General features: G+C 68.5%; 23 protein-coding genes and 9 pseudogenes. 16 read left to right on the top strand and 16 right to left on the bottom strand.

Annotated features, from left to right (window positions below; translation table 11 throughout):
• Positions 1 to 6: 6 nt before the first annotated feature.
• Entirely contained in the window at positions 7 to 1,836 is a 1,830-nt protein-coding gene (locus tag GJ632_RS02810; RefSeq protein ID WP_231751278.1) for a glycoside hydrolase family 15 protein, read from the top strand.
• A gap of 43 nt (positions 1,837 to 1,879) precedes the next feature.
• Complete coding sequence (locus GJ632_RS22900) at positions 1,880 to 2,053, top strand: hypothetical protein (protein WP_231751277.1); 174 nt, start codon at positions 1,880 to 1,882, stop codon at positions 2,051 to 2,053.
• Positions 2,054 to 2,091: 38 nt separating this feature from the next.
• Here the strand turns inward: GJ632_RS22900 and GJ632_RS02805 are convergent, their stop codons facing one another.
• From GJ632_RS02805 to GJ632_RS22895, 3 genes and pseudogenes are all read right to left on the bottom strand, one after another.
• Entirely contained in the window at positions 2,092 to 2,448 is a 357-nt protein-coding gene (locus tag GJ632_RS02805; protein WP_191452010.1) for a hypothetical protein, read from the bottom strand.
• Positions 2,433 to 2,825, bottom strand: coding sequence for a hypothetical protein (locus GJ632_RS02800; RefSeq protein ID WP_191452009.1), 393 nt, complete (start codon positions 2,823 to 2,825; stop codon positions 2,433 to 2,435). The genes GJ632_RS02805 and GJ632_RS02800 overlap by 16 nt, the downstream gene beginning before the upstream one ends.
• Before the next feature lie 6 nt (positions 2,826 to 2,831).
• Positions 2,832 to 3,594: pseudogene (locus tag GJ632_RS22895) on the bottom strand (sugar phosphate isomerase/epimerase family protein).
• Between the two features lie 562 nt (positions 3,595 to 4,156).
• On the opposite strand from GJ632_RS22895, the gene tenA reads away from it, so the two are divergent.
• The 6 genes and pseudogenes from tenA to GJ632_RS21830 all read left to right on the top strand — a co-directional run bounded on the left by tenA (position 4,157) and on the right by GJ632_RS21830 (position 9,015).
• Positions 4,157 to 4,822 carry a thiaminase II gene (gene tenA / locus GJ632_RS02790; RefSeq protein WP_191452008.1) on the top strand — a complete coding sequence of 222 codons (666 nt, stop codon included), beginning with the start codon at positions 4,157 to 4,159 and terminating at the stop codon, positions 4,820 to 4,822.
• Positions 4,819 to 5,663 (top strand): annotated as a pseudogene (locus GJ632_RS02785) (TenA family protein). The gene tenA and the pseudogene GJ632_RS02785 overlap by 4 nt, the downstream one beginning before the upstream one ends.
• A pseudogene (locus GJ632_RS02780) lies at positions 5,657 to 7,271 on the top strand (sodium:proline symporter). Before GJ632_RS02785 ends, GJ632_RS02780 begins: the two co-directional pseudogenes overlap by 7 nt.
• Positions 7,271 to 7,393 (top strand): hypothetical protein, encoded by a 123-nt coding sequence (locus GJ632_RS24565; protein WP_255473503.1) that lies wholly within the window; start codon positions 7,271 to 7,273, stop codon positions 7,391 to 7,393. The pseudogene GJ632_RS02780 and the gene GJ632_RS24565 overlap by 1 nt, the downstream one beginning before the upstream one ends.
• Positions 7,394 to 7,433: 40 nt before the next feature.
• A pseudogene (locus GJ632_RS02775) lies at positions 7,434 to 8,757 on the top strand (NRAMP family divalent metal transporter).
• 84 nt (positions 8,758 to 8,841) lie between these two features.
• Positions 8,842 to 9,015: a hypothetical protein gene (locus tag GJ632_RS21830; RefSeq protein ID WP_177232671.1), complete on the top strand. Its 174-nt coding sequence runs from the start codon at positions 8,842 to 8,844 to the stop codon at positions 9,013 to 9,015.
• A gap of 27 nt (positions 9,016 to 9,042) precedes the next feature.
• Here GJ632_RS21830 and GJ632_RS02770 read toward each other — a convergent pair whose 3' ends face one another.
• The 4 genes from GJ632_RS02770 to GJ632_RS02755 all read right to left on the bottom strand — a co-directional run bounded on the left by GJ632_RS02770 (position 9,043) and on the right by GJ632_RS02755 (position 12,240).
• Entirely contained in the window at positions 9,043 to 9,279 is a 237-nt protein-coding gene (locus GJ632_RS02770) for a hypothetical protein (RefSeq protein ID WP_191452007.1), read from the bottom strand.
• A gap of 105 nt (positions 9,280 to 9,384) precedes the next feature.
• A complete protein-coding gene (locus tag GJ632_RS02765) occupies positions 9,385 to 10,701 on the bottom strand; it encodes a hydroxyacid-oxoacid transhydrogenase (protein ID WP_191452006.1) in 1,317 nt (438 codons plus the stop codon).
• The gene (locus GJ632_RS02760) at positions 10,702 to 11,505 is read right to left on the bottom strand and encodes an N-acyl homoserine lactonase family protein (protein ID WP_191452005.1); all 804 of its coding nucleotides are present in this window, start codon (positions 11,503 to 11,505) and stop codon (positions 10,702 to 10,704) included. It lies immediately after the preceding gene.
• A 144-nt stretch (positions 11,506 to 11,649) separates the two neighbouring features.
• Positions 11,650 to 12,240 carry a CPBP family intramembrane glutamic endopeptidase gene (locus tag GJ632_RS02755; protein WP_343160985.1) on the bottom strand — a complete coding sequence of 197 codons (591 nt, stop codon included), beginning with the start codon at positions 12,238 to 12,240 and terminating at the stop codon, positions 11,650 to 11,652.
• 671 nt (positions 12,241 to 12,911) lie between these two features.
• Here GJ632_RS02755 and GJ632_RS24560 point away from each other — a divergent pair.
• On the top strand, positions 12,912 to 13,040 hold the full coding sequence (locus GJ632_RS24560; RefSeq protein ID WP_255473501.1) for a hypothetical protein: 129 nt from the start codon (positions 12,912 to 12,914) through the stop codon (positions 13,038 to 13,040).
• Between the two features lie 2 nt (positions 13,041 to 13,042).
• Positions 13,043 to 13,312, top strand: coding sequence for a hypothetical protein (locus GJ632_RS22885; protein WP_231751275.1), 270 nt, complete (start codon positions 13,043 to 13,045; stop codon positions 13,310 to 13,312).
• A 118-nt stretch (positions 13,313 to 13,430) separates the two neighbouring features.
• On the opposite strand, the gene GJ632_RS02745 is transcribed toward GJ632_RS22885, so the two are convergent.
• A complete protein-coding gene (locus GJ632_RS02745; RefSeq protein WP_191452003.1) occupies positions 13,431 to 14,318 on the bottom strand; it encodes a CPBP family intramembrane glutamic endopeptidase in 888 nt (295 codons plus the stop codon).
• A 168-nt stretch (positions 14,319 to 14,486) separates the two neighbouring features.
• Here GJ632_RS02745 and GJ632_RS24555 point away from each other — a divergent pair.
• Positions 14,487 to 15,379: pseudogene (locus GJ632_RS24555) on the top strand (universal stress protein).
• 21 nt (positions 15,380 to 15,400) lie between these two features.
• Here the strand turns inward: GJ632_RS24555 and GJ632_RS02735 are convergent.
• The 4 genes from GJ632_RS02735 to GJ632_RS21825 all read right to left on the bottom strand — a co-directional run bounded on the left by GJ632_RS02735 (position 15,401) and on the right by GJ632_RS21825 (position 17,385).
• Positions 15,401 to 15,835 carry a helix-turn-helix domain-containing protein gene (locus GJ632_RS02735; RefSeq protein ID WP_231751274.1) on the bottom strand — a complete coding sequence of 145 codons (435 nt, stop codon included), beginning with the start codon at positions 15,833 to 15,835 and terminating at the stop codon, positions 15,401 to 15,403.
• Between the two features lie 96 nt (positions 15,836 to 15,931).
• On the bottom strand, positions 15,932 to 16,567 hold the full coding sequence (locus GJ632_RS02730; protein ID WP_191452002.1) for a helix-turn-helix domain-containing protein: 636 nt from the start codon (positions 16,565 to 16,567) through the stop codon (positions 15,932 to 15,934).
• Positions 16,568 to 16,642: 75 nt separating this feature from the next.
• Positions 16,643 to 17,092, bottom strand: coding sequence for a pyridoxamine 5'-phosphate oxidase family protein (locus GJ632_RS02725; RefSeq protein ID WP_089809553.1), 450 nt, complete (start codon positions 17,090 to 17,092; stop codon positions 16,643 to 16,645).
• Between the two features lie 122 nt (positions 17,093 to 17,214).
• Positions 17,215 to 17,385, bottom strand: a complete 171-nt coding sequence (locus GJ632_RS21825) for a hypothetical protein (RefSeq protein ID WP_197427833.1) — start codon at positions 17,383 to 17,385, stop codon at positions 17,215 to 17,217.
• Positions 17,386 to 17,547: 162 nt separating this feature from the next.
• Between GJ632_RS21825 and GJ632_RS02720 the strand changes: the two genes are divergently transcribed.
• The 4 genes and pseudogenes from GJ632_RS02720 to GJ632_RS02705 all read left to right on the top strand — a co-directional run bounded on the left by GJ632_RS02720 (position 17,548) and on the right by GJ632_RS02705 (position 21,494).
• Positions 17,548 to 18,990 carry an APC family permease gene (locus GJ632_RS02720; RefSeq protein ID WP_191452001.1) on the top strand — a complete coding sequence of 481 codons (1,443 nt, stop codon included), beginning with the start codon at positions 17,548 to 17,550 and terminating at the stop codon, positions 18,988 to 18,990.
• Positions 18,991 to 18,992: 2 nt separating this feature from the next.
• Positions 18,993 to 19,778 (top strand): universal stress protein, encoded by a 786-nt coding sequence (locus tag GJ632_RS02715; RefSeq protein ID WP_191452000.1) that lies wholly within the window; start codon positions 18,993 to 18,995, stop codon positions 19,776 to 19,778.
• Positions 19,779 to 19,958: 180 nt separating this feature from the next.
• A complete protein-coding gene (locus GJ632_RS02710) occupies positions 19,959 to 20,504 on the top strand; it encodes a plastocyanin/azurin family copper-binding protein (protein WP_343160981.1) in 546 nt (181 codons plus the stop codon).
• 73 nt (positions 20,505 to 20,577) lie between these two features.
• Positions 20,578 to 21,494 (top strand): annotated as a pseudogene (locus GJ632_RS02705) (sodium:calcium antiporter).
• An 87-nt stretch (positions 21,495 to 21,581) separates the two neighbouring features.
• Here GJ632_RS02705 and GJ632_RS02700 read toward each other — a convergent pair.
• Positions 21,582 to 22,792 (bottom strand): annotated as a pseudogene (locus tag GJ632_RS02700) (CBS domain-containing protein).
• A gap of 309 nt (positions 22,793 to 23,101) precedes the next feature.
• Between GJ632_RS02700 and GJ632_RS02695 the strand changes: the two are divergent.
• On the top strand, positions 23,102 to 23,806 hold the full coding sequence (locus GJ632_RS02695) for a type 1 glutamine amidotransferase (RefSeq protein WP_089809563.1): 705 nt from the start codon (positions 23,102 to 23,104) through the stop codon (positions 23,804 to 23,806).
• 30 nt (positions 23,807 to 23,836) lie between these two features.
• On the opposite strand, the pseudogene GJ632_RS02690 reads toward GJ632_RS02695, so the two are convergent.
• The 3 genes and pseudogenes from GJ632_RS02690 to GJ632_RS02680 all read right to left on the bottom strand — a co-directional run.
• Positions 23,837 to 24,228: pseudogene (locus GJ632_RS02690) on the bottom strand (secondary thiamine-phosphate synthase enzyme YjbQ).
• 88 nt (positions 24,229 to 24,316) lie between these two features.
• On the bottom strand, positions 24,317 to 24,646 hold the full coding sequence (locus GJ632_RS02685; protein ID WP_191451998.1) for a hypothetical protein: 330 nt from the start codon (positions 24,644 to 24,646) through the stop codon (positions 24,317 to 24,319).
• A gap of 85 nt (positions 24,647 to 24,731) precedes the next feature.
• Positions 24,732 to 26,109 (bottom strand): annotated as a pseudogene (locus GJ632_RS02680) (heavy metal translocating P-type ATPase); the annotation flags it as partial.

Below are 26,109 nucleotides of genomic sequence, written 5' to 3'. Positions count from 1 at the left end.
TGTCGAATGTCGTACGAGGAGTACGTGGTCCGGCAACCCAGCGACAAGGACGCCATCGTCAGCGCCCCCCTCGGCGAGGGGATGGAGGTGCTCGCGACGGTCAACCAGTACGCGCAAGTAGACGACCGAGGGTGGAACGGCGCGCTGGTCGAGGAGACGTCGGCGTTCAGACTCGACATCGAGCAGTTCTACGACATGCACACGTTGCTGTGGGACGAGGCCTGCGGGCAGACGCTGGACGTCCGCAACGACGCCGTCGAGAGCAGTGTCGACTACGAGTCGAGCCGCGTCCCCGAAGTCCACCTCTACAACGCCTTCGAGTTCGACGACGGGACGACGGCGACGCTGGACCAGGACGTTCTCGTCACCCCCGACACCGCCGCGCTGTTCGTCCAGAACCGCGCGCGGTTCTCCGCGCCGTCGAACCGGACGATATTCACGCTGTTCGGACTGGGGATTCACGACGGGACGGGGTCAGACGACGTCGACGAAGCGTACGTCGTCCACGACCACGGCTACGACTTCGTCGTCGCCCACGACTCCGGTCGGTACCTTGCCATCGCACAGCGTCGGCCCTCGACGGGTCGGACCACGTTCGACGGCCACCGGGTCGGCAGACAGGGTGTGACCACGGGGGCCGACAAGAGCGCGTGGCAGGACATCTACGAGGAGAACGAGGGGCGGATAACGGAGAACGACCGACTGGAGGGAAAGGTCGACGCCGGGTTCGGCCTCTCCGTCGGCGACGACACGGACGTGCGCTGGGTGACCGCCATCGGGTTCGGTCACAGCGAGCAGAGCGCAATCGAGCACGCGTTGGCGAGCATGTGGAACGGCTACCACGCGGAGCGGTCCACGTTCGCCGCCGTCTGGGAGAGTTGGCACGAGAACAACGCGCAGAGTCCCGTCGACGACGCCTACGCGACGGCGATGTACGAGATGTCGCTGACGAGCATGAAGTGCGCGCAGGACCGGCGCGGCGGCATCATCGCCGGCGCGTTCAAGCCGAAGGAGTTCGCCTACCGGTTCGTCTGGCCGCGCGACCTCGTCGCCGACATCCAGGCGTTCCTCTCGGCCGGGGCCGTCGTCGAGGCCCTCGAAGCGCTCGATTGGCTCTCGCACGCGCAGATAACCGACGACGTGACCGACAGGCGCGGCATCGAGCGCCGGGGGACGTGGTGGCAGAACTACTACGGCAACCTCGACCCTCACTGGGTCGAACTGCAACTCGACCAGGTCGGCGGGCCGATATACGCGCACTGGCTCTGCTGGCGGCAGACGGGCGACGACTCCGTCCTCGACGCGTACTATCGGACGAGTCGCCTCGCCGCCGACTTCCTCCTCGGGTGGGGCGAGGAGTTCCCCCGCAAGCACCAGGACCCGTGGGAGGAAGTGTGGGGCCACTCCACGGAGGGGAGCGCGGCGGCCATCGCCGGACTGCGGTCGATGGCCGAGTTGGCCGAGGCGGCGGGCGACGACGAGTACGCCGCGCGCTGTCGCGACAGGGCATCCACGTGGGCGTCGAACTTCGAGGCGCACTGTTTCAAACGGGACGCGCTCCTTGGCGACCACTACGTCACCGCCGACGACCCGGAGACGACCGAGTCCCCGGCCGCCGACCGACGCCCCGACGCGGCGGCGTTCATGGCGTACTGGCCGTGGAACGTCGTCGACGCCGACAGCGAGTCGATGCGGTCGACCGTCTCGCACGCGGACGACGCACGGTGGCGTGCCAGCCGGAACCCCTGCGTCGGACGCTACCCCGGCGACGACTACACGCCGACGGGGAGGGACGAGGACGGCGGGTGGCCGTCTGCGAGGCGTACGCGGACGTGATCCGCTGGCAGTCGGGCGTGGACGAGGACGCGTCGCCGACTACGTGTTCGACGACAGTCGGGCGTGGCGGACCGCCGCCGGGTTGCTCCCCGAACGCGTCGACGGCGACGGCAGGGTGCGCTGGAACTCGAACCTCCAGTGGAGTCAGGCGATGTACGTCCTCCTCGTCGAGAGTCACGCGCGTGGGAAGCCGTTCGGGTTCGCGCCGGGGGAGTGAGCGAGCGCTCTGCCTGCCGGTCCGTCCTCCCGACGGGGTCACTCGGGGAGGGCGGACTCGATGGAGTCGACGAGAGCGCCTTCGAGGCCCGTCCGGACGAAACTCGGGCACGGGTTGAGGTCGACGGCGTACCAGCGGTCGTCCGTCCGAACCAGGTCGACGCCGATGGCGCGCATGTCGAGTCGGTCCATGAGCGAGGTGATTCGGTCCGCGTGGTCGGGCACCGGGTCGACCGCCCCGAGGATGCGCTTTTGCCCCCACAGCTTCGAGGTGACGCGCAGCACCACCGTGCGGTACGTCGACCCGTCGTGGACGACGTAGTACTTGTAGTCGACCGGGTCCGCGGAGAGGAGTTCCTCGTACACGTCGCCCTCGCCGTTCACCTCGGGGGACATGTCCCAGTGGTAGAGCGCCTTGGCGACGTAGTCGCGTCGGGCCTCGTCCGCGACGCTGTCGGGACGGCGAAGCCGACGCCCGAGAGGAGGCACAGCTGCGAGAACCGCGAGACGCAGGCGACGACGCCGGTGGCGCTGTTCCACGTCGGGACGCCGAGTCGTTCGGCCGCGAGGAGCGCGCGGACCGACGCCGGACGCGTCTGCTTGGTGACGAACAGCGCGAGTCGTTCGAGTTCGTCGGGGGCTATCGACGCGTTCGGGTCGTAGTTGGTGACGCGGTGTCCCCGCTCCCGCAGGCGCTCGCCGACCACCGAGAACACCGGGTGGTCGTCCGGGCAAGTGATGCCGATTCGCGGGGGGTTACCGGTCGGCGACACGCTGTCTCACCCCGCGACGCATCGCTCGACGTCGGCGAGCGACTTCATCTCGAGCACGTTGTACTCGGCGCCGATGCGCTCTGCGACCCGTTCGTACTCGGGGAGGGGGTCGTGGTGGTCGCCGGAGCCGTCGTTGTCGTGCAGGTGGGCGACGCGAATCCGGTCGCCGAACGCCTCGACGAACTCCTCGACGGCGACGCCCGTCACCTTCGCATGGCCGACGTCGAGCGTCACGCCCAGATAGTCCGAGTCGACGTCTATCTCGTCGAGGAAGGACGCCAGTCGCGCCGGCGTCTCCGTGTTCCGCAGGTGCGCCGCCTTCCGGCGCTGGTTCTCGATGCAGAGGGGCATCCCGACGTCGTCGGCGTGGCGCGCGCACTCGCGGAGCGACCGGACGGCCTGCCGCCGGGAGTGTCGGCGGACGTGGTCCGGGTAGCGCCGCGGAACGGACCCGCCGTGGACGACGACGGCGCCGGCCCCCCGCGGCGACGGCCGCGTCGAGGGTTCGCCTGACGCCCTCGGCGGCCGCGCGGCGGAGCGGTTCGTTGAGGTTCCCGAGGTTCGCGGCGCGGAACGGCGCGTGGAACGTGTACGTGACGCCCGTCGAATCGGCGAGTTCCGCGAGTTCCCGCGGCGAGGGCGCCTCGGGGTCGACGTCGAGGTAGCCCTGCCGCAGTTCGACGTGGTCGAGGCCGAGGTCGGTGAGGAACTCGACGAACTCGGTGACCGACTCGGTGAATCGAAGATCGAGCGACGCCCCGAACCGCACTACCGACCACCCGTCCGCGCCGACGTGTCTCCGTCGTGCATACGCCCTCGTGGCGTCGGAGCATCTTCACGCTTCGTCTCGGTCCGCGTTCGACTGCGTCTCGTGGACTGCCGAAGCGACCGCACGCACCGCGTTCGCGAACGGTGACCGAATCGACGCCCGAAGCGGGGTGGCCGAGCGCGCCGCCGCCGCCGGACGGGACACCGAATCAGTTAGACAGTAGTTTCAAATTTCAGAGTCGAAGTGGCCGGAAGAGCCCATCTCTCGCGTTCGGCCTCGGACGGATTCCCGCTTTTCAGCCCTTTTTCCCCTTCCACGGACGTCTCGCAGAACACCTCTCCCGTCGCGTCGCATCTCGGAGTCGTTACGCGGATTGAGATGTAATCGTAGTCCGTACTGTCAGTCTGAGTAACGTACGCTCTACCGGCGAACCGAACCGCGAACGAGCGGAGACGGCGACGCCGCGGACGACCCCGCTCGGAACCCGAAGAGGGCGGAGTGAACCTCCAACAATCGAGTGGTATTACTAAGGTATATTACCTCCGAGTCGGTACGGACCGGTATGACGTTCACCGACGAACTCGCGCCCGTGGCCGACCCCGTGTGGGACGCCATCCTCGACCACCCGATGGTCCGGCAGTTGGGCGACGGGAGCCTCGACACAGGACCGTTCGAGTACTGGGTCAAGCAGGACTACGTCTACCTCGTGGACTACGCTCGGGTGTTCGCCTACGGCGCGGCGACGGCGCCGGACCTGGAGACGATGGGGACGTTCGCGGACCTGTTGGACTCGACTATCGACACCGAGATGGACCTCCACCGCGCGTACGCCGCGGAGTTCGGCATCACCGAGTCGGAGTTGGAGGCGACGACGGCGTCGCCGACGACGCGGGCCTACACGGACTTCCTCGTCCGCGTCGCCGCGACGGGGACGTTCGGTGACCTCGTGGCCGTCCTCCTCCCGTGCATGTGGGGGTTCAACGAGACGGGTCTGCGACTGGCCGCGGACGGGATGCCGGACGACGACCGGTACGCCGAGTGGATACGGACGTACTCGGGCGAGGAGTTCACCGAACTGACGACCTGGTGCAAGGAGTTGATGGACGAGGTGGCCGCCGACGCGGGCGAGGAGGCGCGGGACCGCTTCCGCGACCTGTTCTACACCTCCGCCCGGTACGAGTACAGGTTCTGGGACGCCGCGTGGCGGCAGGAGGACTGGGAGCTATGACCGGCGACGACGCCTCCCGCGACGAGAGCGCGTCGTCGGGCGACGCTCCGTCGTCGAACGGCGGCCCGGCCGACGAGAGCGACGCGCCCGCCCCGGTTCCGGAGACGTTCGAGGCGTACGCCGAGACGGCCGAAGCGCCTCGGTTCACCGACTGGCTCCGCGAACGCGCCGAACCCGACTGGTCGGCAGCGACGACACATCGGTTCACGCGCGAACTGGGCCGAGACGAACTCGACGACGACGCGTTCCGGCGCTATCTCGTGCAGGACTACGCCTTTCTGGAGACGCTGGTCGGACTCGTCGGCCACGCCGTCGGCGACGCGCCGACGATGGCCTCGAAGGCGCGACTCGCCGACTTCCTCGGGACGCTGACGGCCGAGGAGAACGACTACTTCGAGCGCTCGTTCGACGCCTTGGGCGTCCCGCCGGAGACGTACGAGGACCCCGCGCGGACGCCCGTCACGCTGGCGATGGAGGACCTGCTCGAACGCGCGGCGCGAGAGGGCGGGTACGCCGAGACGCTGGCCGTCCTCGTCCCCGCCGAGTGGATGTACCGGGAGTGGGCGACGGCCGTCGCCGACGCGTCGCCGTCGCGGTTCTACCTCGACGAGTGGATACGACTGCACGCCGTCGAGGAGTTCCGGGCGTCGTGGGGTGGCTCCGCGAGGAACTGGACCGCGAGGGCGCCGCCGCGTCGCCCCGCCGCAAGCGGCGTCTCGACCGCCTGTTCCGGCGGACGGCGTCGCTGGAAGTCGCGTTCTTCGACGCGGCGTACGACGCCGGCGACGCGCGACCGACCGGGGAGACGGACGACTCGTCGGAGGGTGAGCCCCGATGGTGAGTTCGGGGGTCGCACTCGCGCTCACCGTCGCCACGCTCGCCGTCTTCACCGGTCTGGGCGTCTGGTTCTCGCGGGGGAGGGTCGACTCCGTGGAGGACCTCATCACCGCCCGGAACGAGACGGGCGAGGGGCAGTTGAGCGCGACGCTCGTCGCCTCGGTGATGGGCGTGTGGATACTCCTCTCGGCACCCGAGGCCGGCGCGCTGTACGGCATCGCGGCCGTCGTCGGCTACGGTGTCGGCGAGGCGGTTCCGATGCTCGCGTACTCGCGACTCGGCCCGCGGATTCGAGCGCTGATTCCCGAGGGGCACTCGCTGACGGAGTACGCCTACGCCCGCTACGGCGGGGCGATGTACGCGTTCGTCATCGTCGTCAGCGTCCTCTACATGTTCGTCTTCCTCGCCGCCGAGTTGACGGGTATCTCGTTGGCACTGAACTACGTCGCCGGCGTGCCGCAGTGGCAGACGGCGCTGCTCGTCGGCGGGTTCGTCCTCCTCTACACCGGGTACGGCGGCCTCCGCGCGAGCATCTTCACCGACACCGTGCAGACGGTAGTGATACTGCCGTTGCTCGTCCTCAGCGTCGGCGCGGTGGTGCTGACGCTCGGCGGCACCGGCGCGATTCACGAGGGCGTCGTCGCGGCGAACCCGACGCTCCTGGACCCCGGGTTCGTCCCCGGACTCAGGTTCGGAGTCGCGCTCGTCTTCGCCGTCCTCGGCGCGGAACTGGTCAACCAGACGTGGTGGCAGCGCATCTACGCGGCGACCGACTCGGGCGTGGTCGAACGCGGCTTCCGCACCGCGACGGTGGCGAACGGGCTCGTCCTCGTGTTGGCGACGCTGCTCGGCATCGTCGCCGTCGGCGGCGCCGACGTGGTGACGCGACTCGGGAGCGCCGATTACAACGCCGGCATCGCCTTCTTCGTCCTGCTGGACGGGACGTTCGCCGACCCCCTCGTCCTCGTCGTCCTCCTCCTCGCCGTCGCACTCGTGATGAGCACGGCCGACACGCTGTTCAACGCGCTTTCGAGCCTCGTCACCGCGGACCTGCCGCGACTCCTCTCCGACCCGGACGACCGGACGCTCCGCCTCGGCGCGCGGGCGGTGACCGTCGTCGTCGCCGTCGGGGCCGTCGCCGTCAGCCTCCGCGCGCAGAGCGTCCTCCGACTGTTCTTCGTCGCCGACTTGCTCGCGCCGCCGTCGGCTTCCCCCTCGTCTACGGCCTGTTCACCGGTCGACTCACCGGCGGCGCGCGCTGGCGAGCAGTCTCGGCGGACTCGCGGCGGGAAGCGCGTTCTTCCCCTTCCCGTTCGGACTGCACGGCGCGGCGGACTCGCTCCTCGGCGGCGCGCTTCCCGCCCCGGACCCGACGTACCTGCTCCCGTTCGCGGGCGCGTTCCTCGTCTCGACGGTGCTGGCGCTGACCGCCGCCCGACTGTCGAGCGACGAGTTCGACCTGAGCCGACTCTCCGGGGAGATTCGCCGCCTCGACGAACCCGTGGCCGACGGCGGACGCGTCGGTGGTGGCGGACGCGCCGGCGGTAGCGGGCGCGTCGGCGACGGCCGCGGGGAGTCGGAGACGGCCGACGCCGAGGAGGTGCGCGACTGATGGCCGTACTCGGCCCGACGGCGTTCGGGGTGCTCCTCTGGGGGAGCCTCGTCGGCGTGTTCTGCGTCTTCGTCTACGAGGTGTACGCCCTGCTCGGGCGGCCGGGAACCGCGGAGAGCTGAGGAACAGGCTTTTTTTATTAGTTGGTGATATTACCCATATATGGGCCAACAAACGACCGACCTCACCGCCGTGAGTCGCGGCACGGTCAGAGAGTACGTCGACGAGATGGGGCCTTCGTGGGTGGCGGGCGCCATCGCCGCCGGGCCGGCGACGATGGCGAGTCTGATAACCGCCGGCGCGGGGTTCGGCTACTCGCTCCTGTGGGTGGTGGTACTCTCCGCCGTCGCAGGGACGGTGGCCCAGTACCTCGCGATGCGCCTGGGTCTGCTCTCGGGCGACGGCATCGTGAGCGTCGTGGAGTCGAACCTCGGCGAGTCGTGGGCGTGGGTGCTCGTCGCCGACGTCGTCGTCGCCGCCGGCGTCGCGCAACTGGTCATCATGAAGACCGTCGCCACCGTCTCGGCGACGATGACGGGCGTCGACGCGCGGGTGTGGGGCGTCGCGTGGGCCGTGATTCTCCTCGTCGGACTGGCGGGGCGGGGGTACCGGTTGCTGGAGTGGGCGGCGAAACTGCTCGTCGCCGCCGTCGTCGTCGCGTTCGTCGCCTCGTCGCTCGTGGTCCCCGTCGCGCCGGGGCGGCCGTCGGCGGACTCGTCCCGACGCTCCCGTCCGGGAGCGCTCTCGTCGCCGCGGGCATCCTCGGCGGCGCCGTCCACATCACGCTCGTCACGATGCACTCGTACACGATGCAGGCCCGCGGGTGGACGGAGTCGGACTACGGGCTGGCAACCTTCGCGTCGTCGCCTCGATGCTCGTCGCGTTCGGCGTCTACAGCGTCGCCATCTTCCTCGTCGCCGCGAGCGTCCTCACCGACCCCGGCCTGACGACTGTCGGCGCGGCGCAGGCGCTCGGCCCCGTCGCCGGCGAGAGCGCGCGGTGGTTGTTCCTCCTCGGTCTGGGCGGCGCGGCGGTGTCGACGCTCGGCGGCAACACCGTCGTCCCGCCGTTCGTCGTCGCCGACAAACTCGGCTGGGGGACGACGGTGGAGGACGGCCGCTATCGGGCGCTCCTGGCCGCGTTCGCTCTCCTGTCGGCACCCGGCGCGTTCGTCGGCGGCGAGGTGCTCGGCCAACTCGTCCTCGTCCTCGCCCTCGGGACGGTGGGCACGCCGTTCGCCATCGGCGTCGTCCTCTACCTCCTGAACTCCGAGGCGGTGTCTCGGCCGAACTCGACGCTCGCGAACGTCGCCGGCGTCGGCATCCTCCTCGTCTCGGGGACGCTGGCGGCGAACTTCGTCCGCGAACAGGTCGCCGGCGGCGTCGGGTCGCTGTCGGGCGCCGTCCTCGCGTTCGCCGTCGTCCTCGGCGTCGCTCTCGTCGCTCTCGCCGGGAAGTTCGTCCGCGAGGAGGCGTTCGCCGCCTGACGGCCCGACCCTCCTCCCCGAGTGTCGGGGCGTCGCCTCCACCGCGCGTAAGACTCACAAGCGAAGGAGTCGCTACGTTCGAACATGTACCGCGTGCTGATACAGACGGGGAGCATCGAGTGCGACGACTACCAGCACACCGACCACGGCATCGAACTGCACGAGGACGGCGAGTTCGTCGCGTTCGTCCCGTACGAGACGCTCACCGCGGTGGTGGACGAGTCGCGGAAGTCCGCGGAGGACCGAGCGATACTCTGACCCGGCCGCCGAGCGACGGCCACCTCGTCAGGTGCTCAGTCCGGACCCGGGCTGAAGGTCGCCGTGTCGATGCAGGTACACGTCGATGCCGACGTTCGGGTCACGAGCCGCCCGCTTGGCCGCATCGGGGTCCGGGCAGATGCGCGCGTAGGTGTTGAACAGGCTGGCGGGCGGCGGTCCGAACGCGTTCTCGTAGCGGTCGCCCGTCTCGACGGTGATTCGGTCGCTGAACGGCGCGCCGCAGTTCGGACAGTCGTCCGTCATACGCGTTCGTCGGTGTCGAGCACTGAAGTGCCTGCTGCAGGCATATTCGTCGACGGCCGAGAGTCGCCGGCGGTGGCTCCGCGGTGACGCCCCCTCGGCGACGCCTCAGTCCTCCCAGTTGTGGAGTGCGTCGAGGAAGATGTCGCGCACGTCGTCCTCGGTCACCGGACGCGGGTTACACCGGAGTAGTCGCTGCTGCGTCTCGACGGTCTGTCTGGCAAGCCAATCGACGTCCTCCTCGGTGATGTCGGCGAGTTCGGCGAGTCCGCTCGGCAGGACGTTCAGGTCCTGTTGAAGCTGGACGTACTGCGATTTGAGGGCGTCCGCGGCCTCCCTGTCGGTCATGCCGGTCGTGTCGACGCCGAACATCTCCGCCACGTCGGCGAATCGGCCGGGGTCGCTCGCGGCGTTGTAGTCGATGGTACTGGCGGGCGTGAGGACGGCGATGGTCTCGCCGTGCTTCGTGTGGTAGCGATTGCCGACCGGGTACGCCATCGCGTGGCAAAGGCTCGCGCCGGCGGTCAGCCCCGCGATTGCACCGAACAGCGCCCCCTGCAGCATGTTCTCGCGCGCCTCCAGGTCGTCGCCGTTGTGGACCGCCGCCCGGACGTTGTTCGACAGCAGGTCGATGGCCTTCTCGGAGAACATCTCCGTCAGGGGCGTCCGCCCGGCGTAGACGGGTCGGTCCGCCGGGTCCGTCGGTCGCAGGAGCGAGTCGTACTCGTGCGTCGTGTACCCTTCGATGGCGTGCCCGAGGGCGTCCATCGCCGTCTTGGCGGTGAGGTCCGGCGGGAGCGTCGTCGTGAGCGTCGGGTCGAGGACGGCGGCGTCGGCGCGCACGTGGTTGCTGGAGATGCCCTCCTTTATCTCCTTCTCGGGGACCGAGAGGATGGCGACGGGCGAAACCTCCGCGCCCGTGCCGGCCGTCGTCGGCATCAGTACGAGGGGGTCGCCGGACTCCGTCAGCGCCTTCCCGTCGCCGGTCGGTTCGGCGATGTAGTCGAGGGGTGACCCGCCGTTGGCGATGACCGCGCGCGCCACCTTCGCGGTGTCCATGCAACTGCCGCCGCCGAGGCCGACGTAGAAGTCGTACCCCGCCTCGCCCGCGGACTCGCGGACGTACTCGATGCAGCGTTCGGCGGCCTCGACGGACGGTTCCCGCTCGGACTCGTCGTAGACGTCCACCGAGAGGCCGGCCGCCTCCAGATGCTCGGTGACGCGGTCGGCGTGGCCGATGTCGACGAGGGTCTCGTCTGTGACGACGAGGCCGCGCGCGTCGTCGTCGACGTCGAGGTCACGGAGTTGGAACGCGAGTTCGTCCGTCGAGTCGCGGCCGAACCGAATCTCGGGCATCGTGACGTGCCAGACCGTCTCGGTCGAGAGTTCGTGGTTCGGCGCGGAGACCGACCGCTCGTACCCCATCTACGACCACCCCGACCGAATCTCCTCGAACTGCTCGGGGTCGTGCCCGTACACCACCTCGGCGTCGTGACGCCGCTGGAGGTCTCTGAGCGTCTGCAGGCTGTCGAACCAGTGGCGTCCGCTCCAGAGGAGGCCCGCGCCGAGGGGCACCTCGTCCTCGTAGTTGACGTCCTGATAGATTTCGTCGCCGGCGAATAGCAGTGTGCCGTGGTCGTCGAGGTGAATCATCGTCCCGGTGAGGCCGGGCGTGTGGCCCGGGAGACGCAGGAACTCGACGTCCTCGAAGTGCGTCTCGCGGTCCTGATGGAGCACCTGCCAGTTCAGGTCGTGGTCGAAGTCGCCGAGGACGTACGCGGCGCTTCCCTCATCGGTCTTCGCGGAGTAGTAGGCGAACTTCAGTTCCTCCTCGTGGACGTACACGGGCACGTCCGTGCCGTCGAAGTGGTGCAGGCCGCCGGCGTGGTCGAGGTGCAGGTGCGTCTGGAAGACGGCGTCGATGTCCGAGAGGTCGTAGCCCGCGTCAGCGAGGTCACCGTCGAGGGAGTGTTCCCGCGCGTCGTGCGGATAGAACGCCTGCGTGAGTCCCTCGGGCCAGTGGCCGTCGAGGGCGTCCTCGTGGTTGCCGGTGTCCCACAGAATCGTCGCCTCGGGGTGGTCGATGACGAGGTTCCACACCGGAATCTCGACGTAGTCCGTGTCCGGATTCGGTTCGTCGTGCGACCCGAGGGTGTTCCCCTCGACGAGGTAGTTCAGGTCGCACTCCAGTCCGCCGCGATGGATGACGTCGATGGTCGCCTCTACCATGTTCCGAACTATCGTTAACGATGTGAAAAGATTAGCACGGTTACAGAATCAGTAGTGTATATTTCGACGAATTTCTTTGTTCTGGAAATTGGGCAGCCGACGGGACGGCGTCGTCGCCACGCCTCTCGAACCGGGACCGAGTGCCTACTCGGCGGGTGACCCTCGTCCGGGCGGGGCGGTGCCGGGACGGGACGAACGCATCGTCTCGCCGTCGAGTGCGACCAGGAGGAGTGCGGCGGCCCAGACGACGGCCGCCGACGCCGCGGGCGCGAGGAGCGGCGACTCGCCGCTCAGCGCGAACAACACGCCGCTGTCGAAGACGTTCCACTGCGCGTGGAAGACGGCGACGAGGAGGACGCTCCCCTTCGCCCGGACGTAGAGCCACGCCAGCACGACGGAGAGGCCGACGACGCCGAGCAGGTAGACGGCGAAGGGACCGCTCTGTCTCGTCCCCTGAACGAAGAACAGGGGGAGGTGCCAGACCGCCCAGCCGACGCCGACGACGAGTGCCGCGGCGGTGGTGCTGTAGCGTTCGAGCAGGTGCGGGAGCGCGTAGCCGCGCCAGCCCATCTCCTCGCCGAACCCCCCGCGGAGGAGGAGACGTAGAGGAACACCGTCGCGTAGACGACGGGCAGCGTTCCGCTCGCGAGACTGAACGACGCGCCGGAGAGCGCGACGTAGACGCCGTAGCCCGCGAGCGACAGGAGGGGCGCGCCGAGGAGGGCCGCCAGCCACCACCGGGCACCCGTCCGCCACCGAACGGCCTGCGCGGCCCACGCGCGGAGGTCACCGTCGCGCCAACTCAGGATGCCGGCGGCGACCAGCGGTCCGAAGCCGGCCAGCGTACTCAGTATCGGCCACGCGCCGGCGGTCGTTCCGAGGAACGCTCCGAGTCCCCACAGGACCCACGAGACGAGGAACGTCAGCGCGAAGAACTCCGCGACTCGAACGAGCGGCCGCGAACTCGCCGACCGCTCCGAGGAAGGGGTGTGTTCGGTCATCGTCACGTTCACATTCTACATCTGACAGTAAATAACCGACCAGTGATTGCCGACGCCCGAGAAGCGGTCGGTTCGCCGTTCGAGCGGCGGCCACTTCGGGTCGACAGTAGGAGAGAGTTCAATAGAGTTAATCGGCTCCCGGCGGGCGTTCTTCGTGATGCCCTCCCCGAACGAAGTCGAACGACCGCGGGAAGCGGTGACCGTCGCGAAGCGATACCTCAGACGTGAGCGCCCTCTGAACGTACTCGTCGTCACGCTCGCGGTATCGGTGTTTCTGGGGACCTATCTGACGGCGTCGCTGCTGTCGGCGATAGCGTCGCAGCCGTCCTCGTCGTCGCCGCACGCGCGCCGGTCTTCCGTTCCCGCGGGACGTTCCGGCTCCGGACGGACGACCCGCCAGCGGCGGTGGTCGAAGAGTTCGCCGGTCCGACGCCGCCGGTGCTCGCGCTTCAGTGGGGAATCGCGGACGGGGTGTCCGTCGGCGAGACGCGGTGCGGTACCGGACGTCGTACTTGTTCGGCCTGCGCTCAGTGACGGTGGCGGTTCGGACGCGGACCGACACCGCCGCAGACGGAGAGCGACGGGTCGAGTTGGAACTCACGGCGGACGACCGGCCGTGGGCGACGTACACCGCGACGGTGAGCGGCGAGGGCGACGGAACGGTCGTCGACGTCGAATACGAGTCGAACCGGCGCTTCGGAGTGCGGCGCGTTCCGCAGCAGTTCGTCGCGGAGCGGTACCGCGGCGACGTGCTCACTGCACAGGGGTACACGGTCGTCGAACGCGACGCGAAGTTCGGTCTCTGAGAGGATTCGCTCGCGTCGTGACCCGCCGAGCGACGGAGCGTCCGGTCGCGACGGCGGGCCGGACCGATCGATTGGCGGCGACCCCGGCGGACCGGGGCACGTCGAGCGACGCACCCCGTCAGGCCGTCGGTCGAACCTCGTCCGAGGACTGCGGCCCGGAACCGCGTGAACCCGAGACGACCGGCCAGACGACGACGAGGACGACGGCCAAGACGACGGTGAGGAAGTTCCCCGACACCGGCGTCTCCACCAGCATCGTGGGCGCGTTGCCGACGGCGTGAACGCCGACGGCGACGAGGAGGTTCCCCGTCCGGTGGTAGACCAGCGCGAACAGCAGTCCCATCAGGAACAGCATCCCGAGACTGACGAGGAGCGCGTCGAGCGGGAACCCCTGATAGAGCCGGTTGGGGACGTGCAGAAGCGAGAACACCGCCTGCGACCCCACGAGTGCGAGCAGGAAGCCGCGCCTGCGGTGCCGGAGCTTCAGCACCAGTTGGTCGAGCAACACGGCGCGGTAGAGCACCTCCTCGAACAGCGCGTTTCCGAACAACTGAGCGACGAGGAGTCCCAGCACGGCACCGACGCCGGCCGTCGACCAGAGGGGGTCGAGCGCGACCGACCCGGTCTGGACGTACGCCACCGTCGCGCCGACGACCTGAATCGTCGCCCAGAGCCCGGCGGTGACCGCCGCCGCGAGCGGGAGTTTCGAGCGTTCCAGCCCGAGGTCACGGAGACGCAGTCCGCCGACGAGTATCAGCAGACCCACCAAGACGAGCAGGACGTTCACGGCGTTCACCAGGAGCGTGGGACCCACCAGCCCGCCGGTGGCGACGAAGACGGGCCTGAACACCGTCTCGAGGAACCACTCGCTCCGGAAGACGACCAGATTGAACGCCGCGCTCAGAACGACTTCGACGGCGAGGACGGCGGCGAGGAGGCGCCAACTGATCACCCGCCGGTCGGACAGGTCGACCGCCACGTGGGGGATTCGGACGTTTCGGTTCATGTGAGACGATACGCGAGCGAGCGAGGTAACGGCAGTCGCTGGTTCTCAGTTCGCTGGAGACGGAGGCGCGTCCCCCACGCGTCGTGTCCCCGCGGCACCGTTCCTATCCGATGGCGATGACCGCCACCGTTTATATCTAGACGTGTTCGATACGTGAGTAGAACGGCGATGTACGACACGATTCTCATCCCGACGGACGGTAGCGAGCACGCGATTCGCGCGGCCGAACACGGCCGGTACCTCGCGCGACTGTTCGACGCGACAGTACACGTCGTCAACGTCGCGGACGTGCAGGCCGCGGCCGGCGTGTTCGGCGCCGGCGGCGTGGACGAGGAGTTCATGTCGCGACTGGACGCGAAGGGCGAGGAGGCTATCGAAGCGGTCGAAGACGCCCTCGCGGACGCGACTCCGTGGAGACGGCAATCGTCAGAGGCGACCCCAGAGAGGCGATACTGGAGTACGCCGAGAAGCACGACGTCGAACTCCTCGCGATGGGAACGCACGGCCGAACCGGACTGAGCCGGTACATCACCGGGAGCGTGACGGAACACGTGGTTCGAACGGCCGAGGTACCCGTCCTCACGGTTCGAGCGACCGACCGGAGCGAAGTCGTCGACGGCTACGACGAGATTCTCGTGCCGACGGACGGGAGCGAACCGGCGAGTGCGGCGGTCGAACACGCCATCGCCATCGCGCAGAAGGCCGGCGCGCGCGTCCACGCGGTGAACGTGGTGGACGTGGGCAACGTGACGGCCAGTCCGACGTACACGCTCCCCTCGGAGGTGATAGCGGAGCTAGAGGAGAACGGGCAGACGATGACGGAGGGCATCGCCTCGCAGGCCCGCGCGGCCGGACTCGACGCCGTCACCGAGGTCCGTGAAGGGTTCGCGGCGCGAACGCTCCTCGACTACGCCGAGGAGAACGACGTCGACGCGATAGCGATGGGGACGGCAGGGCGGACGGGGCTCGACCGATACCTGCTCGGGAGTACGACCGAACGCGTCATCAGACACTCGGACGTGCCCGTGCTGGCGGTCAACGCCCGAGAACGCTCGGACTGAGTCGTCGAATCGGCACTCCGCTCAGTTCGTGCGCTCGTCGCGGGGGGCGCCCGGGAAACGTCCCCCGAACTGGTCGGCGCACGGGCGGTGAGAGACGCGCAGTTCCATCTCGCCGCAGGAGTCGATGGAGATGACGACGTCCTCGACGACGCGGGCGTACTCGCTGGCGTGCTTCCCGGAGCGACGGATGCGCGTCCGCTCTTCGACCAGACCCGCGTCGGTGAGTTGGTCGAGTTTCCGGTACGCCGTCGAGAGCGGGAGGTCGCACGCCTCCGAAATCTCGTTCGTGGACAGCGCTTCGTCGCTGGTCGCGTCGAGAATCGCGCGGGACCCGGCGTCGTTGAACGCGTCGAGGAGGTCCTGAATCGCGTCCTCGTCCCGAACCACCGTCTCCTCGGTGGACGACTGTCGGTCGGCGAACTGAACTGACGAGGGGACCATCGGTGACTGGCTCATACCTACTGCTGATGCGGTACAGTGGGAGTAACTGACCGCCCCAACATCCGGGGAGGTTTATAAGCACCTCCCGGGGGCGTCGTTCTCGGACCGTCGTTACAGGATGTCGGTGAACAGTTTCGACTGCGCGGCAGAGAGATGCTCGGCGAACGTCGACGGGGAGATGCCGAGTGCCGCCGCAACCTCCGTCGCGTTGGCTCGCCGCGGCCGTTCGAAGTACCCCATCTGGTGTGCCGTTTCGAGCACTTCGAGCTGTCGCGAAGTGAGTTTGCTCCGGTCGACGAAGACGCTGTCACGGCTCTGCTCGCCCGCCGGCGAGCGAACGAACCGCTTGATGTCGACGTCGGGAAATCGCTCGCGGAGTTCCGCGACGACGTCCCGGAGTTCCTCGTAGTCCGCGGCGTGGAAGACGAGCGTCAACTCCCCGTCCTGTGCGACGTACCGGGTGACCGGACACCCGAACTGCCCGAGGCATTCGCACGGGCACGCCACGCCGTCGTCGTGCGTGAACCGGTATCGGTTCGTGCCCCCGTGCGAGAACACCGGCGTGAGGTCCGCCTCGGCGTCGCAGTCCGCGTCGACAGAGAACTCGGTCACGCTCTCGTCGTCGCCGGACGGCGTCACGTTCGTCGTCACCGAGTCGATAGTCGTCTCGGCGGTGTTCGAGAGTTCGACTATCGGACAGATGTCGGGCGTCGTGAACGCCACCGTCGCACGGATTCCAGTGGGCATCGACGCTGAGGGCTTCGTCGAGCACTCACTTGAACCCACAGGTGGCGAACGGGGACCGCGACCGAACGGAGTCTCCTACTCCCGTTCGACCTCGACCCGGCGGCCGCTCAGTTCGTCCGGTTCGAGCTGATAGAGCTGGACGTCGAGGTTGCGCTTCGATTCGCCCCATATCTCGAACAGGGGGCGCTTGGCCTCGCCGTACTGTTCGACGTGCTCGACGGTCAACTCGTCCTTCGATATCTCTTCCAGCGTCCCGATGGCGACGACGCTCCGGTAGACGGGTTCGGCCTCCTCGTACACGACGAGTCGAGCCTTCGGCGAGGAGGCGAGAAACTCCCGCTTCTCGCTCTGCGGCGTCGAGACGAGTCGGAGATAGAAGCGGCGCGTCTCGGAGTCGTAGCCGTAGGAGATGGGAATCGAATACGGGTCGTCGTCCCGCGCCAGCGCCAACACGCCCGTCTCGTGACGGGCGAGTAGCGCGTCCGTCTCCTCACGGGAAAGTCCGGTCTCCTGGTCCAGCGTCATGCTCTTGTATGACGTGAGACGGGAGGTGAACTAATACCTGTCTGTGGGCGGCCGCGGTCGTATCGTGCCGAAATCGACCACACGGGAGGTCCGAGACGGTCACGCGTGCGTGTTTCGGAGTGCTAGGGACAGTCGGTCGAAGAGACGGCCGTGAACGCGTCGCTCGTGACCGGGGCTCCGCAGAGGACGCACCCACGTTCGACGAGCGCGGTTTTCATGGAGTCGTTCACCTCCAACGCCTCGTCGCACTCCGGGCAGCGGAAGGTGTAGTCCCCGTCGTTTTCGCAACTCATCACGTACACTCCTGCGTAGTCCAGTAATAAAGGGTATCCTATTTTTCCGAGCTGGTGAGAACACGTGCGGACGTGTTCGTCTGCGGGCGACGCCGGGACGAAGCGGGAAGACGCGAAACACGGGGGAATCTATTAGGGCCGTAGATACCATCGTCTCGGTAAATGAGCGAACCAGAGACGGGAGGCGATTCGACGGCGGAGGGGCCGCCCGGTTCGACGGCGGAGGGGCCGCCCGGTTCGACCGCCGAGACGGTGGACGAGGCAACCATCTACGACGACGAACTCGAACTGGAGCGGACCATCGACCTTCGCGGCGGCATCGCCATCGGCGTGGGGACGATGATCGGTGCCGGCATCTTCGTGTTCCCCGGCCTCGCGGCGGGACGTGCCGGACCCGCCGCAGCCGTCTCGTTCGCGCTCGGAGCCGTCGTCGCCCTCCTCGTCGCGCTCCCGACGTCAGAGCTGGCGACGGCGATGCCCCAGAGCGGCGGCGGCTACTACTTCATCTCCCGCGGGATGGGAACCGCCTACGGCGCGGTGGTGGGGCTGAGCCTGTGGCTGGGGCTGGTGTTCGCCTCGGCGTTCTACCTCGTCGGCTTCGGGCAGTACGCCGCGGCGATACTGGCGGAAGTCGGTATCGACGTCGGCGCGGGGATACTCGCACCCGCGCTGGCCGTCCTCGTCGGGGTGGCGCTGACCGCGTCGAGCATCGTCGGCACCGAGAACACGGCGAAACTCCAGAACGTCATCGTGGGCCTCCTACTCGGTATCCTGTCGGTGTTTCTCGTCTACGGCGGACTCGACACGCTCGGATTCTTCGGCCGACAGACCGTCCCCGAGGCGTTCGCCCCGTTCGGCGTCTTCCCCATCCTGACGACGACGGCGTTCGTGTTCACCGCCTACCTCGGCTTCGCGCAGGTGGCAACCGTCGCCGGCGACATCAAGCGCCCGGGTCGGAACCTCCCGCTGGCGATGATCGGGTCCGTGGTCCTCGTCGCGGTGTTCAACGTCGTCACCGTGCTGGTCGCCACCAGCGCGTTCGGGAGCGGGCGACTGGCCGCCTTCGGCGAAACCGCCCTCGTCGAAGTCGCGCGGAGTTACGTCGGCATCGGCGGCGCGGTGATCATTCTCATCGCCGGCCTGCTGGCGACCGTCTCCAGCGCGAACGCGTCGATTCTGAGTTCGTCGCGCGCGCTGTACGCGCTCAGCCGCGACGCGATCGTTCCCTCGAAGGCCGGGACGCTCAACCGAAAGTACAACACGCCGCACGTCGCCCTGAGCCTCGCGGGGGGGCCGGTGCTCTTCCTGGTCGTGTTCGGTCCCGTCGAGGTGCTGGCGGAGGTTGCGTCGTTCCTCCACCTCCTGATGTACGGGCTGATGTGCGTCACGCTCGTCGTCCTCCGGCGGCAGTCGCCCGAGTGGTACGACCCCGACTACCGCATCCCGGGCTACCCGGTGTTGCCGATACTCGGCGCGGTCGCCAGTTTCGCCCTCCTCGCACTCATGCAACCGCTGTCGCAGGCCATCGGAGTGGCCGTCATGCTCGCGGCCGCAGTATGGCAACGGTTCTATGCCGCGGACGTCGAACTGAGAGGTGTGCTCTAACGATGACCGAACGCATCGACACCGGGGAAGGACTGACCGTTCTCGTCCCCGTCCGGACGTTCGAAGGCGAACAGGTCCCGACCGCGCTGGTGGAACTGCTCACGGCGGCGTCGATTCCGGTCGTGTTGCTGGGCTACCACGTCATCCCCGAACAGACCGCGCCCGAACAGGCGCGCGAGCAGTTCGGCGAACAGGCGCGGGCGGAGCTAGACGACCTGGCCGACGCGTTTCGCGATACGGACGGCACAGTCGAGACGCGGTTCGTCTTCACGCGAGACCCGACGCAGACGTTCGAACGCGTCGCCGTGGACGAGCAAGTCGACGCGATTCTGTTGCTCAACCCCGCGCCGAACGTCGACAGAATCTTCGTCCCGCTCAGCGCGGGAATCAACACCGACCGAATCACCGCGTTCGCCTCCGCGCTGGCGGTCGGTTCGGACGTCACGGTGAGGCTGGTCCACGTCGCCGACTCCGAGGAGGCGCGCCCGGCGGGTGACCGACTGCTCGAGGAGGCGGCCGACGCCCTCTCTGCGAACGGCGTCCCGCCAGACGCCATCGAGCGGACCGTGGCGGTGAGTCAGGCACCCCTGCAGGCGCTGAGCGAGATGGCGTCCGACGACACGGACCTCATCGTCCTCGGCGAGAGCCAGCCCACGGTGCGAGAACTCGTCTTCGGCGAACCGTCGGAGCGACTCGCGGAGCGAACGCTCGCGCCCGTCCTCGTCGTGCGGCGACTCCCGGCCGTCGAGTCGGCGGACGGGACGGCCGAGGAGTCGAAAGACGAGTGAGCGACGGGCGGGGAGCGAACCCCCAGCGGTGACGCCCCTGGAGTCGGCTCGGCCGTGCGAGGAGCTCTCACCGAGTAGGAATCGACCCGAAGGATTATTGACATGGTGAGGGACCACTACGCATGGACGGGAACCCGACCACCATGTCGCGACGGGGGTTCGGTGCGAACCGCGGGCGGTGTGGCCGCACTGAGCGCCGCCGCGGGAACCGCGACGGCACAGGAGGGACAGCGCCACACGGTCGATATGACGGACGAACTGGTGTTCGACCCGGATGCGATCACCGTCGCGCCGGGCGACACGGTGGTCTGGGAGAACGTCGGAACCATCGGTCACTCCGTCACGGCGTACGAGGACGACATCCCCGGGGAGGCCGAATACTGGGCCTCGGGCGGGTTCGACTCCGAAGACGCGGCCAGGAGGGCCTACTCGTCCGGCGACCCCGACAGCGGCGACGTCGGCGGCGGCGAGACGTACGAGCACACGTTCGAGGTCGAGGGCACGCACGAGTACTTCTGCATCCCCCACGAGTCCGTCGGGATGCTCGGGAGCGTGACCGTCCAACCGGGCGGGGCGACCGAAGCGTCGGGCCCGGAGGTCCCACAAGTTCCGGATTCGGCTCGAACGCTGGCCATCGCGACGGGCATCGCTCTGGTGAGCGTCATCGCCCTCGCGTACTTCTTCGTGAAGTACGGCGGCGACTACGAGGTCGGCGACGAGGAGTAGTCTGCCCCCCACCGTTGGACCTCCACGGTGCGACGGGCACACTTTACTCGTCGGACCCTGTTGGGCCGGATAGATGCTGGTCGAACTGGGAGGGTTCGTCGTCGGTCTGGTCGTCCTCCTCGTGGGTGCCGACAGGACGGTCCGGGCGGCGGCCGAACTCGCCCTCTACTACGGCGTCTCGAGCTTCTTCATCGGTGTGACTGTCGTCTCCATCGGAACGTCGGTACCGGAGATGACCACCTCGCTGTACGCCGCCTACTACGGCGCCGGCGACATCGTCGTGGGGAACATCGTCGGGTCGGAGACGGCACAGATAACGGTGGGTATCGGTGTCGTCGCCCTCGTTGCGCCGATCGTCGCCGAACGGAAGAACGTGCTCGTCTACGGGGGCGCGATGTTGCTGTCGATGATAATCATGATTCTCACCCTCGAAGACGGAATCACGCGGTCGGAGGGGTTCCTGATGATGCTGGCGTACGCCATCTTCGTCCACGACCTCTACTCGAGCGAGGGGGGCGAAGAGATAACCGAGGAGGTCATAGAGGAGGAGGAACCGCCGAAGCGGACGATTCCGTGGATACTGTTCGGACTCCTGCTGGTCGTGGGCGGCGGGCATCTGATGGTGACGAACGGCATCGCAGTCGCGACGGTCGTCGGGATTCCGCCCTACCTCGTCGGAATTCTGACCGGACTGGGCACGACGACACCGGAGATAGCCGTCGCGGGCGTCGCCGCCAGAGACGGCGAAGAGGGCATCTCGGTCGGGTCGTTGCTCGGGAGCAACATCACCGACCCGGTGTTCTCTCTGGGCATCGGCGCACTCGTCGCGACGTGACCCTGAGCGACCCCGAGGCGGTGCTACCGTCGGTCGGCTACATGTTGACCGTCTCGGTCGTGGTCCTCGCGGTGCTGTACTGGCGGCGGGGTATCGACCGGCGCGCGGCGGTCGGCTGTCTGCTCCTGTACCTCCCGTCGTTCGTCGTCCTCTGACCCTCCGTCGAAAAATGCGAACCGGCGTTCGGCGACCGCGCCGGCGTTTTGTCTCCGAGGCTCCCCGTCAGGTGTCGTCCGGCCCGGTCAGGCGACCTCTTCGAGTATCCAGCCGAAGCGTTTCTCCCAGAACGCCTCGTCGGGGTGCTTCTTGGTCCGTCCGTGGGTCTTCTTGTCCCGGAGTTGCCGCTGGAGGATGTCGAGCGCCTCGTCGAGCGCTTGCTTCGCGCCGTAGCCCTCGCCGGAGGCGATGTACATTCCGCCGTCGGTGTACAGGCGGACGCGGGCGAGGAGCAACGGCGTCCCGCGGAGCGTCTCGTCGTGCTCGTGGAGGTGGACTTTCGCGTCCAGCACGTTCGTTCCGTGGTCCTTGTCGTCGAACGAGTCGACCATCGCCACGAGGTCCTCGTAGCTGACGTCGTCCAGCAGGTCGGCCCCGTATATCTGGACCGCCCTGTTGCCCTCGGCCTCCCACGTCAACGAGTCGAGGACGTCCGTCTTCGTGACGATACCGACGGGGCGTCCCTCCTCCACGACGACCAGCGAGGAGCGTCCGCGTCGAACATCGCCTCGACCGCCGCGTCGAGGGTCTCGCTCGGTTCGATAGTGCGGACCGGCGACACCATCACGTCGCGGACCGGGAGGTCGAACGCCCGGTCGGTTTCGCCCTCGCGGGCGCCGAACCCGCCGCGGCGGGTGCGACCGGAACCGCCCCCGAACGCGTCTCGACCGCTCGGGTCGCCCCCTTGACTCCCCGTCTCGGGGCGGACCGTGAGGTCCACGATGTCGTAGAGGCTGAGGATGCCGACCGCCGCGTCGTCCTCGACGACGGGGAGGTGCGTGAAGTGGTGTTCGCGGAACCGGCTGACGGCCTCGCCGACCGTCGAAGTGGACGCGACCGAGACGAGTTCGTCCGAGTAGGCGTCGCCGACGCTGGCGGCGTCGAGGAACGGCGCGACCGCATCGAGGAGGTCGTCTGCGGTGACGACGCCGACGAGGTCGTCCCCCTCGAAGACGGGGAGGACGTGCGAGTCGCTATCTATCATCAACTGGGCGACCTTGCGGACGTCCTCGGTGGGGGCGAGTCGAGGAACGTGCCAGACGAGCGACCCGACCTTCTGGTCGGGCGGGTGACGGGAGGTGGTGAGTTGCCGCCGCGTGACGACGCCCTCGAACTCGTCGCCGCGGACGACGACTCCTTTGACCGTCGGGTCCTCGAACGCACCGACGAGTTTCGAGACTTCGGTCTCGGGGTCGAATTCGACGTACTCCTTCGAAACGATATCAGTTATATCCATAGCTGTGGTTTGTGTCCGGCTTCAGTCACGCGCTGTACAGTCGGTCGTCGGGCGGATGCCCTACGGATAGGAGTTGGAGGGACGACTGCAAGTACGGGTCGCTCGTTCTCAGAATCTGATATCCACCGAAGGCGTTCAACCCCGTCGTGATTTTACTTTCCGTGCAAGTTCGGTTTCGGAGCGGAAGGGTTCCGGTCGCAGATTTTGATGGATACGTGCGCATCGGAAGATGTCTCCCCGCGCGCCCCCGACAGTAGTATTGTCTATACTATGCAAAACTAAAAGGGGCGGGGGTGCGTACGTTCGACCATGAGCGCGACCATCGCACTCCTCGACGCGTCCGTCGGCGACACACCCGCAGAGCGGAACTTCAGGCGCGTCCTCGACGCCGAGGTGACGACGTTCAAACTGAGCGACGGCGAACTCCCCCCGCCGGTGTCTTCGCGGGCGTGGACGTACGACGGCGTGGTGATAAGCGGGTCGCAGACGTCCGTCTACGACGACCACGAGTGGATTCACGAGGTCACCGACTGGTTCCGCCGCGCGCACGCCGCGGGCGTCCCGACGCTCGGCGTCTGCTGGGGGCACCAGTTCGTCGCGCAGGCTCTCGGCGGACGTATCGTGGACGTGGCCGAGTACGAACTCGGGTACCGGCGTATCACTCGCGTGGGCGAAGACGACCTGTTCGAAAACGTCCCGCGGACGTTCACCGCGTTCGAGACGCACTCCGACCGGGTGGCCGAACTCCCGTCCGGGGCGGTGACCCTCGCGCGCAACGACTTCGGCGTGCAGGCGTTCCGCGACGGCGCCGCCTACGGCGTCCAGTTCCACCCCGAGTACGACCGCGAGACGGCCGAGTGGGTGACGAAGAACAAGGAGTTGCCCGACGAACGCATCCGGTCCGTCCTCGACGGCATCACGGACGAGACTGCCGCGGCGGCCGAGGCGGCGGCGCGGGTGTTCGACAACTTCCTGCGACTCGTGGAGACGCAGTCGCCGGTGGAACGGCGGTGAGCGCTCGCTCGTCGCCGGGCGACAGGAGCACTACGACGGCGTCGTCGTGACTCGCAGTCGGCGCGTCCGCGGCCCGTCGCACTCGACGAACAGCACCGACTGCCACGTTCCGAGGGCCAACTCGCCGTCTTCGACCGGTATCGAGACGTTCGAACCGAGAAGGGTCGCCCGCAGGTGCGCGTCCGCGTTGTCGTCGATGGCGTCGTGGTCGTAGTCGTCGCCGCGGGGGACCAGTTCGGCGAGCAGTCGTTCGACGTCGCGCAGCAGTCGGCTCTCGTTCTCGTTGACGACGCGCCCGCCGTCGTGTGGGGCACGAAGACGGTGCAGACGCCCGCATCGAGTTGCTCGGGGACGGCCGCGGCCACCTCCGAGGTGACGTCGAGGAGTTCCACTCGCTCGTCGGTCGAAATTTCGAGTGACACGGCCGCCGGTAGGGTCGCTCGACGGAAAAGTGCGGCAGTCGCCTCAGCGAACGAGCGTCACGGTGACAGTCGCCCGCCGCGCGACGGTTCAGTCGCGTTCGCCGCCGACCGTCGCGCGGCGGTCCGGTTCGGGAGCGAGACCGTCGAGGTACGACTGGACGGCCGACGCGACGGCGTCCGCGCGGGTGTAACTCTCGCCGAGACCGACCTCGACCCGCGTCCAGTCCTCGCCGTCGCGTTCGTACACGTCGACCCACCAGTACAGCGACAGCCCTCGGGAGAACTCGGTTATCTGGACGCGGCGCGTCCCGCCGGGCGACTCGTACGTCGTCGTGTCGCCCTCGGTGACGGCGGTCCAACCGTCCGGGAGGTCGATGCGGTACGGGTCGTCCGCGCCTCGGGTGTCCTCGTCGGGCATCGGGTCGTGCCGAGTTGTCGCCCCGACGGCCTAAATCACACCCTACCGGCACGACCCGCCGCCTCGCGCCCGGCGTCGCCCCGACTCACTCCACCGACCGAGAGGAGTTGAGGACCACGAGGAGGCTGCTCGTCCCCATCGCGACGGCGGCGAGCAGAGGGTTGAGCAGGCCGAAGGCGGCCAGCGGGATGGCGACGAGGTTGTAGACGAACGCCCACGCGAGGTTCTCCCGGATGCGCCGGTGCGTCCCGGCGGCGACGGCGAACACCGTCGGGACCGCTTCGAGGCCGCGTTCGACCACGACGGCGTCGGCGGCGCTCCCGGCGAGGTCGGTGCCGGACCCGAAGGCGATGCCCACGTCCGCCGCGGCGAGTGCGGGGGCGTCGTTGGAGCCGTCGCCGACCATGGCGACGGTACCGCGCGAGCGGAGGCGTTCGACCGTCTGAGCCTTCGCCTCCGGCGGGACGCCCGCGAACACTTCGTCGACCGCGGGGTGAGAGCGGAACTGCGCCGCCGCGCGTTCGTCGTCGCCGGTGAGGACGACAATCTCCCGACCTGCACCGAGTTCCGACAGCGTCTCGTCCCACATCTCCCGGGGCGCGTCGCCCACGTCGAGGACGGCGCGCGCGGTCCGGTCCCAGCCGACGAACACCGGCACGCGGCCGTCGTCGCGAATCGACTCGCCGGCGGCCGCGAGCGTCGCCGGAACCGAGAGCCCCTCCTCGCGGAGGAGGTCCGGATGGCCGACGACGACGCGCCGGCCGTCGACGGTCCCCGCCGCGCCTCGCCGGAGAATCGACGAGTCCGTCACCTCGGGGAGGCGGTCCGGGCGCGTTCGACGACGGCCTTCGCGAGCGGGTGGGCGGCGTGGCGTTCGACGGCCGCGGCCAGTTCGACCGCCGTCGCCTCGTCGGCCTCGCCGGTTGTCACGCCGCGACGTGCATCCGGCCGTCGGTCAGCCGTCCCCGTCTTGTCGAAGACGAGCACGTCCGCGTCGGGCGCGTCCTCGAAGACGGCGTCGGAGGCGACGACGCGCCCGCGTCGGCCGCGTCGCGGCGCCCGAGGCGACGGCCAGCGGCGTCGCCAACCCCAGCGCGCACGGGCAGGAGACGACGAGGACCGTCAGCCCGTTCAGCAGGGCGTCCGCCGGCGACGACCCCAGCGCGAGGAAGCCCGCCGTCGTCACCGCCGCGAGGACGAGGACGAGGGGGACGAACACCGTCGCCAGCTTGTCTGCGAGTCGCTGCGCGCCGCCGCGGGAGGACTGAATCTCCCACAGCAGTTCCACGAGGCGGTCGAGCGTGCTCGTCGCGTCGGCGCCAACTTCGACCGTCAGGGAGTCGTCGGTGACGACGGAGCCGCCGACGACGGGGTCGCCCGGGCCGCGGGTGGTGGGCAGCGACTCGCCGGTGACGAGCGACTCGTCCACGGCGGCGCGCCCGTCGACGACGACGCCGTCCACC

Origin of the sequence: Halogeometricum sp. CBA1124, assembly GCF_009741955.1 — an archaeon.
Lineage (GTDB): Archaea > Halobacteriota > Halobacteria > Halobacteriales > Haloferacaceae > Halogeometricum > Halogeometricum rufum.
The sequence above is the reverse complement of the archived record's forward strand: the minus strand, read 5'-3'. Positions and strand labels throughout refer to the sequence as shown.